Origin of the sequence: Streptococcus suis, from assembly GCF_024509555.1 — a bacterium.
Lineage (GTDB): Bacteria > Bacillota > Bacilli > Lactobacillales > Streptococcaceae > Streptococcus > Streptococcus suis_AD.
In genome coordinates, this window is the sequence record NZ_JAMWEL010000012.1 from 66,220 (window position 1) to 75,437 (window position 9,218).

Annotated in this window: 7 protein-coding genes and 1 pseudogene; 3 read left to right on the top strand and 5 right to left on the bottom strand. The window is 41.3% G+C overall.

Annotated features, from left to right (window positions below; translation table 11 throughout):
- The first annotated feature begins 52 nt into the window (after window positions 1–52).
- Together NF418_RS06645 and NF418_RS06650 are read left to right on the top strand one after the other, a co-directional pair.
- Entirely contained in the window at window positions 53–475 is a 423-nt protein-coding gene (locus NF418_RS06645; RefSeq protein WP_256778930.1) for a hypothetical protein, read from the top strand.
- Window positions 465–2,264, top strand: a complete 1,800-nt coding sequence (locus tag NF418_RS06650) for an acyltransferase family protein (RefSeq protein WP_256778931.1) — start codon at window positions 465–467, stop codon at window positions 2,262–2,264. The genes NF418_RS06645 and NF418_RS06650 overlap by 11 nt, the downstream gene beginning before the upstream one ends.
- Window positions 2,265–2,582: 318 nt before the next feature.
- Here the strand turns inward: NF418_RS06650 and NF418_RS06655 are convergent, their stop codons facing one another.
- From NF418_RS06655 to NF418_RS06670, 4 genes are all read right to left on the bottom strand, one after another.
- On the bottom strand, window positions 2,583–3,647 hold the full coding sequence (locus NF418_RS06655; RefSeq protein WP_256778932.1) for an LLM class flavin-dependent oxidoreductase: 1,065 nt from the start codon (window positions 3,645–3,647) through the stop codon (window positions 2,583–2,585).
- Window positions 3,648–3,772: 125 nt separating this feature from the next.
- On the bottom strand, window positions 3,773–5,023 hold the full coding sequence (locus NF418_RS06660; RefSeq protein ID WP_172084307.1) for an ABC transporter permease: 1,251 nt from the start codon (window positions 5,021–5,023) through the stop codon (window positions 3,773–3,775).
- On the bottom strand, window positions 5,024–5,719 hold the full coding sequence (locus tag NF418_RS06665) for an ABC transporter ATP-binding protein (protein WP_256778933.1): 696 nt from the start codon (window positions 5,717–5,719) through the stop codon (window positions 5,024–5,026).
- The gene (locus NF418_RS06670) at window positions 5,700–6,866 is read right to left on the bottom strand and encodes an efflux RND transporter periplasmic adaptor subunit (protein WP_256778934.1); all 1,167 of its coding nucleotides are present in this window, start codon (window positions 6,864–6,866) and stop codon (window positions 5,700–5,702) included. The genes NF418_RS06665 and NF418_RS06670 overlap by 20 nt, the downstream gene beginning before the upstream one ends.
- 213 nt (window positions 6,867–7,079) lie before the next feature.
- Between NF418_RS06670 and gorA the strand changes: the two genes are divergently transcribed.
- Window positions 7,080–8,429, top strand: a complete 1,350-nt coding sequence (gorA, locus tag NF418_RS06675) for a glutathione-disulfide reductase (protein WP_256778935.1) — start codon at window positions 7,080–7,082, stop codon at window positions 8,427–8,429.
- A 53-nt stretch (window positions 8,430–8,482) separates the two neighbouring features.
- Here gorA and NF418_RS06680 read toward each other — a convergent pair.
- Window positions 8,483–9,103, bottom strand: a pseudogene (locus NF418_RS06680) (cyclase family protein); the annotation flags it as partial.
- Between the last annotated feature and the right edge of the window lie 115 nt (window positions 9,104–9,218).

Below are 9,218 nucleotides of genomic sequence, written 5' to 3' on the forward strand. Positions count from 1 at the left end.
TGCTATGAAAGACATTAAAATAGTCCAGATATTTTACTGAAAGGGTTTATCTATGAAAGAGCATCAAAATCCCATGACTGGTAATCGTTCCCTATCGCGTTTCATCAGTCGTCAAAAAATCGAAATACTGTCACTCTTCCTTGTATTTGTTTGTTCCTTATCTGTCTTTACTAGTCGTATAGGTAACAAACAAACTATCACTCTTGACAATGGAAAGCTACAATACAATGGTTATGTTGTCGCATCTAAAATGAACGGTCAGGGCAAACTCACTTTTGAAAATGGCGATGTATATGAAGGACAATTTAAAAATGGCATTTTCAATGGAAAGGGGACCTATACATCAGCAAGTGGTTGGACTTATGCAGGAGAATTTAAAAATGGCTACGCTGACGGACAAGGTAAATTAACGACAGAAGGAAAAGCTGTCTATGAAGGAAGATTTAAACAGGGGATTTATCAAAATGAAAATTAAATGGTTATCTACTATTCGTGTCATTGGCTTAGCTTTTGTTCTTCTCTACCACTTCTTTATCAAACTGTTCCCTGGTGGATTTGTTGGGGTTGATTTGTTCTTTACCCTATCTGGCTACTTGACAACAGCCCTCCTAATTGATGAATTTTCTAAGCATAAAAAAATCGATATTTTTGGATTTTTCAAGAGAAGATTCTATCGCATCCTACCTCCCTTGGTCTTTACTATACTTCTAGTCATACCACTAGCTATACTCATTCGAAATGATTTTCTAGCAGGTATTGGTAGACAAGTTGCTGCCGCACTCGGATTTATGACCAATTTCTTTGAAATCCTTTCGGGAGGGAGTTATGAAAATCAGTTCTCTCCCCACCTCTTGGTCCACACATGGACACTGGCAATCGAGGTTCAGTTCTACATTATCTGGGCGGGACTGGTCTGGTTTCTGGCTCGACTGTCTAAAAGTGTCGGTCAACTGCGGGGAACCATTTTCTTAACTTCTGCTAGTCTATTTGTCCTAACATTCTTGGGAATGGTTATTTCCAGCTTTTTTGTAGAAAATTATTCAACAATCTACTACTCTAGTTTTACTCATACCTTCCCATTCTTCCTCGGAAGCATTCTTGCAACTATCGTTGGAATACAGCATACAACTAGCTCTTTCCAAAACGTAGCACAAACATGGAGTGTTAAAAAAGCTATTGGACTGTTTGCCAGTGGACTAGTAGTCGAACTTATTCTACTCTTTACTCTTCAATTTAGTTCTATTTGGACCTACCTCATTGGTTTCCTACTATCCAGCCTTGCAACGGCGGCCATGATTCTTGCTGCACGCATACTTCATGAAAAAACGGAACATATTGAAGAACCTAAACTAATCCAGTTCTTTGCCAATATTTCTTACGGTATCTATCTCTTCCATTGGCCTCTTTTGATTGTTTTTACTCAATTAACAAATTCATCAATAGCAGTTGCCCTGTCTTTCATCTTTTCAACAATCCTCGCTACAAGTTCCTTCTATCTCTTGGAACCCTATCTTGCAGGAAAGGTAGGAAGCTTGTTTGGTCTAGCTATTGACCTCAGCCCTTACAAAAAATGGCTACTAACTAGTTTTGGATTTCTTGCTGTTTTAAACTTAGCAATCTGTCTATTTGCTCCAAGACTGGGCACATTTGAACAAGAAAATTTGATCAGTAGCTTATACCAAGCTCAAACGCAAATCAATACAACCCGCTCTGCAATTGAAAGCACAAAAGCAACGAGCTTTGATATTCAAAAAGGAGTCACTATCTTCGGTGACTCCGTTACAGTTCGGGCTAACTCTGCCCTACAAGAAGCATTACCAGAGGCACAGATAGACGGTACAGTTAGTCGAAATCTTACTGAAATTTCAAAACTACTCAACCTCTATAAGCAAAATAATACCTTGAAAGAAACTGTTGTCGTTGCTTTAGGAACAAATACCGCTGACAATTATCAAGAACTCTTGGATCAATTAGTCAATGAATTTCCTAAAGGACATCGTTTAATTTTTGTCACACCTTACGATGGAAACTTCACTCCAAGCAATTCTATTGCCTATCAAACAGGAAAATACGAACGTGAATTGGCTGAGAAACATGATTACATTTCCATTGCTGACTGGTATCAAGTATCCAAAGATAATCCAACGATTTGGTATAACACGGACCTAGTTCACTTCAACCTTGAAACGAATGGTGCTGAACTGTTTGCCCAAACCATTAAGGATGCAATTGATACTACTGCAAATGGACCTGTTAAAAACTAAGTATTTCCATACAAATAACAAAAATTGCCTCTCAACATATTCTAAACTCTAGTCGAATGAATTAGCATTCAGTCTAAAAAATGAGACAGACGAAGCAATCTACTTCCTTTAAAGTAAGTAACGGTGTATCAAAGCTCATTTAAAGGACTGTACATTCCGAATATCAAGGCTTCATCACCTAAGCTGGACCTTTCTTGGTCTAGCTTATTTTTTATCTATTTATTGCAAAAAATCCCGACCAATTGGCCGGGATTTTCAGGAGATTATGAAAAATATTTAGGATTAACTATAGTATAAATCATCCTATCGACTATCTCATCAGTTTGGGGACTGATTCTCTTCTTTTTTGGCAAAATAATCTCGGACAATTGGTGCAACTTCTTTTCCGTAGAGTTCGATGGCACGGAGGACATCTTCATGTGGCATTGAGCCGATTGGGAGATGGAGGAAGAAACGGTCCAAGTCAAGTGTTTCAATAGTCTTGATAATTTTTTCAGCGACTCGTTTTGGATCTCCGACGATGGTTGCTCCTTCGTCTGTCAGAGAGTAGAGATATTGCGCCTTGGTCATCTCGCTCCAATGTGGGCGGTCTTTGGCAATATTGTCCGTAATTACTTTGGTTGGATGATAATATTCTTCCACAGCCTTGTCATGGTCATCTGCAATCCAACCCCAAGAATGGGCTGCAACTTTCGTTTTCTTTGGATCATGACCTGAGTTACGAGCAACTTTTCGATAGGCATCTGCCAGTGGTTTAAAGCGATGGGCACCTGCACCAATGACTGCATACACGATTGGCAGGCCTTTCTTAGCAATCTTGATGGTGGACTCTACATTGCCCCCAGTTGCAACCCAAATGGGAAAATCTTCCTGAACAGGACGTGGATAGACTGGCTTATTATCGACTGACTGGGTAAAATGGCCATCCCACTTGAGATTGGTTTCCTTGTCGATTTCCAGAAGCATATACAACTTTTCATCGAAGAGTTCTTCATAGTCATGGAGATCATAGCCAAACAAGGGGAAGGACTCGGTAAAGGAACCACGACCCGCCATGATTTCTGCTCTGCCATTTGACAAAGCATCAATGGTGGTGTACTGCTGGTAGAGCCTTACAGGGTCCATGGAGGAAAGGATGGAAACTGCTGATGTTAGCTTGATATGCTTGGTATTGACGGCACCAGCTGCCAGCACAATCTCAGGTGCAGAAACCGCAAAATCTTCGCGGTGATGTTCCCCAATCCCATAGACATCAAGCCCCACCGCATCTGCTAGCTCAATTTCTTTAACCAGTTGACGGATCCGCTCGTCGTGGCTATATGTTTCCCCTGTTTTTTCTAGTGGAGTTGTTTCGCCAAATGTTGAAATACCTAATTCTACCATGATGTGTTCTCCTTTGAAATCACTATTTCTTAATTGATGCGTTCATTTTATCTCTAATTAGTGATAAAGTCAATTGATTTGCTCAAAAAATAAAACGACTAGGAAAACCTAATCGTTTCAATAGATTATTCATAGCGCAAAGCTTCAATTGGATCAAGCTTAGATGCTTTGTTGGCAGGTAGTACGCCAAAGACAATACCGACCACTGCTGAGAAGGCTAAACTTCCTAAAACAACCGGTATTGATATTTCAGCTGTCATCTCTCCCATAACCTTTGTGGCGTTGAGAGTAAACACAATGGCTTGAGCGATAGCTAAGCCGATTGCTCCACCTAAAGTAGTCAGAACCATAGCTTCTATCAAGAATTGCATCAAGATATTGCCTCGGGTTGCTCCGAGCGCTTTTCGAAGACCGATTTCACGAGTCCGCTCAGTTACTGATACCAACATAATATTCATAACACCGATACCACCAACTAGAAGAGAAATACCTGCAACTGCACCGATAAACATGGTCACACCTGACATTTGCGTTTTAAATTCATCCAACATAGCAGACATATCATAGATATTGTACCTAGCTTCTTTTAACCCAGTTACACGTGTTAAATAATCTGCTGCTGCCTGCCCGACTTCTCCAGCACGGCTGACATCGTCTACATGGACATAAAGACCGCTATTTTCTTTCATGCCCATTTCAGCAGCCAATTGTGTATTAGTCATGACAGCATTCCCACCTGAATTCATACCATAAAGTGCCGTTCCTGCTTTCGGATCTTTATACACTCCAACAACAAGGTAGGAATTAGCATTGACACTGACAACTTGGTTTAAGGAAGATTCAATCGAACCAAATAATTTTTCTGCAAGTGCAACATCCAACATGATGATTCGTGAAAAACGACTATAATCATTTGCTGTAAATTGACGTCCAGCTAGAATTTCAAATTCCTTTACTGTAAAGTAGGATTGACTGACACCGTTTATACTTACATTCTCAGCCTTTTTATTCCCGAATGCAACTTCTGCCATATTTGAAGTGCTGATATAGTAATTGCTAATTCCATCAATCTCCAAGAGCCCTTGTAGCATGGATTCTGTCAAATCTGGCTCTTCTTCCATTGACATTTCACCGCCACCAATACTGCCAAAAATCCCGGTTGTACCAGCACCTTCAACAGGAATATAAGGTGTAAAATAAACCTGAACATTATTCTGATCACCCGCCAAGGACTTTTCAATACTACGGGACATCCCCGTTCCCATAGCAACGATAATCACAACAGCTGCCACACCGATGATAATACCTAACATAGTCAAAAGAGAACGCATCTTATGGGCTAGGATAGACTTGAGGGCAAATTTCCAGTTTTCCATCTAGACTTCCTCCCTTCTACTATCTTCTGTAATGATACCGTCACGCAAAACGATTTTACGTTTGGCATAGGCAGCAATTTCAGGTTCATGGGTGACCATGATAATGGTTTTACCTTCATTATTCAACTCTGTCAGAAGTTGCATAATCTGCTCGCCTGTCTTGGTATCCAAGGCACCTGTTGGCTCATCCGCTAAAATAATGGCTGGTGTATTGACCAAGGCACGCGCAATAGCCACCCTTTGTTTCTGACCACCTGACAATTCTGACGGTAGGTGGGTCATCCGCTCAGCCAACTCCACTTTTTCCAAATAACGTTTGGCTAATTTTTTCCGTTGATTGGCTGGAACCCCTGCATAAATCAAAGGTAACTCGACATTTTGAAGGGCATTGAGTTTGGATAAGAGAAAGAATTGTTGGAAAACAAATCCAATCTGGTCATTGCGGACGGAGGCTAATTTCTTCTCAGACAGTTGACTGACTTCTTCTCCTTCCAACCAATAGTTACCAGTTGTAGACCGATCCAAAAGCCCGATAATATTCATCAAGGTTGATTTCCCTGAACCAGACGGTCCCATAATAGCCAAAAATTCTCCCTCTTCCACCTCTAAATCGATATCTTTGAGGACACGAAGTTCTTGGTCCCCGTTTTTATAGGATTTGTTAATATTGGTTAATCTAATAAGTTGGTTCTTCATTGGCTTCAACCTCTTTTCCTTCTTCAAGGTCTGGAGTTGGAATAGTAATGACCTGATCTCCTGCTGCAATCCCGGCTGTCACCTCTTGATTGAGAGCATCCGCATTTCCAAGGGTAACCTCTACTTTTTTAGCTTTGCCTTCTACAATTGTCCAAACATAATTCTTGTCATCCTCTGGTACAACAGACGTAACTGGAATTAGGATATGGTTTGTGCTATTAACCACTTCAATATTCACAGTAAAACCTTGTTTCAATTCGTCCAATTCACTTGTCAAGGCTGCTTTGAAAGGATACTTGGCACCTGAACCACCACCTGCACCTGCTACTGCACTTGTAGCTTGTTCTGTCGATGGATAGTTAGAAATGTAGGTAATCTTTCCAGTCCAAGACTTATCAGGATAGACCTTACTGGTCAATTTTACTTCTTGATCAACTGCAATGTTTGCCAAATCGTACTCTGTTAAGTTACCTGTAACCTGTAAGCTACCTTGGTTAACGATATGAACTACTGTCTGGCTAGATGTTGAACTTTTTGAGACAGATTTATTCACTTCCACAACTGTACCAGCTACGGTACTTGTAACTGTTGCTTCCTGTAAGGCTGTATAGGCTTTATCCACTGCTGCTTGGGCATCTGCATAGGAGTCATTCAAATCAGCCAATTGAGAATCCACAGAGCGCTGAGCTGCTGCAGTTGCTGCTTCATCAGTTGCTGCATCGCCTGTTGTTTGAACCGTTTGTCCACTAGTCTGCAATTCATAAATCTGACGCCCAATCTTATCCCGTCCTCGAACAGCACTATCTAAAGCAGCCTGCAATTCTGTTGCATCATAGCGAATCAAAGGGGTTCCGACTTGTACTTGAGTACCAGGCTCAACCAAGACCTCACTCAAATCCCCCTTGGAAGGGTCATAATAAACATATTGTTCATCAGCTGCAGAAATCGTTCCTGTCAATAAGGTCGATGAAGCAATCGAGCCCTCTTTAGCTACTGTATAGGTCAAACTGGTCGCAACTTGCTCTGTAGAAGTTGGTGAGGAACCACCTAATACACCTCCAAATACCAAGGCACCACCAATTAAGGCGATAGCCGCAACACTGAGACCACTGAACAAAGCAATTTTAGCCTTCTTTGTCTTTAACATATGATACTCCTTTTCTAAATCAAAACATATTTATTTTGTATTGTCTTTATAATACACAAATACACGTTTTTTTGCAAGTGTTTTCTTAATCATTTTACAAAAAGTTCGGTATTTTTCCTACTTACAATTTTGTAAGAGAACGTAGCGGATTTTTGATTGATAACTAAAAAAACGATAGAATGAAGATAATTATCATTTAGAGGAGAAAAACTCATGAAAGAATTTGATATTATTGCCATTGGTGGAGGCAGCGGCGGTATTGCTACTATGAACCGTGCTGCTATCTATGGGGCTAAGGCTGCTGTGATTGAAGGAAGCCACCTTGGCGGAACCTGTGTTAACCTTGGCTGTGTTCCTAAAAAAATCATGTGGTACGGTTCTCAAGTGGCTGAAGCCATTCATCACTATGGTCCAGAGTATGGTTTTACTAGCCAGGATGTGACATTTGATTTTGCTACCTTGCGAAAAAACCGTGAAGCCTATATCGAACGATCTCGTACTTCTTATGGAAATACTTTTAACAATAATGGTGTTGAAGTAATCAACGGTTTTGCCAAGTTTGTCGATGCTCAAACGGTGGAAGTCAATGGTGAGCTCATTCGTGCCAAACACATTGTCATTGCAACTGGTGCTCAGCCTGCTGTGCCAAACATTCCAGGAAGTGAACTAGGCATTGTATCTGATGATGTCTTTGCCTGGGAAGAATTGCCTACTTCTGTGGCAGTTATTGGGGCCGGCTATATCGCTGTGGAAATAGCTGGACTTCTCCACGGATTAGGGGTCCAAACTGACCTCTTTGTTCGTGGTAATCGACCTCTTCGTAACTTCGATAGCTATATCATCCAAGCTCTTATGGAAGAAATGGAACGGACCAATCTTCCTCTCCATACAGGTAAAACACCCGTCAGCCTTGAAAAAACTGAGGACGGTCTCATTCAAATTAACTTTGAAGACGGAAGTAGCCATCTTGCCCAAAAAGTTCTCTGGGCAATTGGTCGTAAACCAAATGTAGAGCAGCTCAATCTTGAAGCAGCTGGTGTGCAACTAACACCATATGGGCATATCGCTGTGGATGAATACCAAGAAACTGGCGTCCCTGGCATCTATGCCCTTGGTGATGTGACAGGCGAAAAAGAGTTGACACCCGTAGCCATCAAGGCTGGTCGCTTATTGGCAGAGCGCCTCTTCAACAATAAAGCTACTGCTAAAATGGATTATACGAATATCCCGACTGTTGTCTTTTCTCATCCTGCTATCGGAACAGTTGGTTTAACCGAAGAAGAAGCCATCGCCCAATACGGTCAAGAACAGGTAAAAGTCTATACTTCGGCCTTTACTTCCATGTACACAGCTCTAGCAAACAATCGCCAAATGGCTAAGTTTAAGTTAGTCACAGTTGGCGAGACTGAACAAGTCGTCGGTTTACACGGCATTGGCTATGGTGTCGATGAAATGATCCAAGGTTTCTCAGTTGCCATTAAAATGGGCGCAACCAAGGAAGAATTTGATGCCGTTGTAGCCATCCACCCAACTGGCTCAGAAGAATTCGTTACCATGCGTTAAAAGAAATAAAAAGACCAGACAAGTGTAAGAAAGCACACTGTCTGGCTTTTTTCTTATGGTAAAATCGCAATAGCACGCACTGGCGACCCCGAAGCCTTTTCCCAATGTGGAAAGGCAATGGAAATCAGGGCTCCTCTTGCTGGCACCTGGTCCAAATTATTCAAGACTTCCAACTGATAAATATCTTTGGACAAGAGATAGTATTCTTCTGGCAAGCTTCCACCATGCTTAGCGGCAGATAAACCTGAATCCGTATCCAAGGTTTCATGTCCAACCGCTTTTACCTTACGCTCTTCAATCAAGTATTGCAAGGCCTCGTGGCTCCAACCTGGTGTATGTTGTACCCCTTGGTCATCCAAATTTCGCACAGCATCCTGACTTGGCCAACGTTTTGACCAATCTGAACGAAAAGCAACAAAAGATTCAGGTGCAATTGGGCCATGTTCAGCTTCAAAATCCAAAATATCTTGTTTGGTAATCTCGTAGTCATTATTGGCTGCAACTGCCTCCGACTTATCAATCACATAGAGAGGTAAGAGCAAGTCTTTCAAGTCAATCTCATCTAGATAGCGAGCCCCTTCTACAAAGTGAATAGGCGGATCGATATGGGTACCGTATTGGCCGACAACCGTAAATTGTTCAACAAAAAATCCGTCTTTATGAGTGATATACTCCCCTTATAGTGGACAGTGAAAAAACAAAAATTTTCACTAGAAACTATGAGGGGAGTTTTATTATGTCCAAAAGAAGTCCAAAATCTGTATCTGAGAAACTAGAAATAGTTCTACT

What these genes read in the sequence shown, in the direction of transcription:
- NF418_RS06645 (WP_256778930.1), top strand. Translation starts at nt 53, where the DNA reads ATGAAAGAGCATCAAAATCCCATGACTGGTAATCGTTCCCTATCGCGT.
- NF418_RS06650 (WP_256778931.1), top strand. Translation starts at nt 465, where the DNA reads ATGAAAATTAAATGGTTATCTACTATTCGTGTCATTGGCTTAGCTTTT.
- NF418_RS06655 (WP_256778932.1), bottom strand. Translation starts at nt 3,647, where the DNA reads ATGGTAGAATTAGGTATTTCAACATTTGGCGAAACAACTCCACTAGAA.
- NF418_RS06660 (WP_172084307.1), bottom strand. Translation starts at nt 5,023, where the DNA reads ATGGAAAACTGGAAATTTGCCCTCAAGTCTATCCTAGCCCATAAGATG.
- NF418_RS06665 (WP_256778933.1), bottom strand. Translation starts at nt 5,719, where the DNA reads ATGAAGAACCAACTTATTAGATTAACCAATATTAACAAATCCTATAAA.
- NF418_RS06670 (WP_256778934.1), bottom strand. Translation starts at nt 6,866, where the DNA reads ATGTTAAAGACAAAGAAGGCTAAAATTGCTTTGTTCAGTGGTCTCAGT.
- gorA (WP_256778935.1), top strand. Translation starts at nt 7,080, where the DNA reads ATGAAAGAATTTGATATTATTGCCATTGGTGGAGGCAGCGGCGGTATT.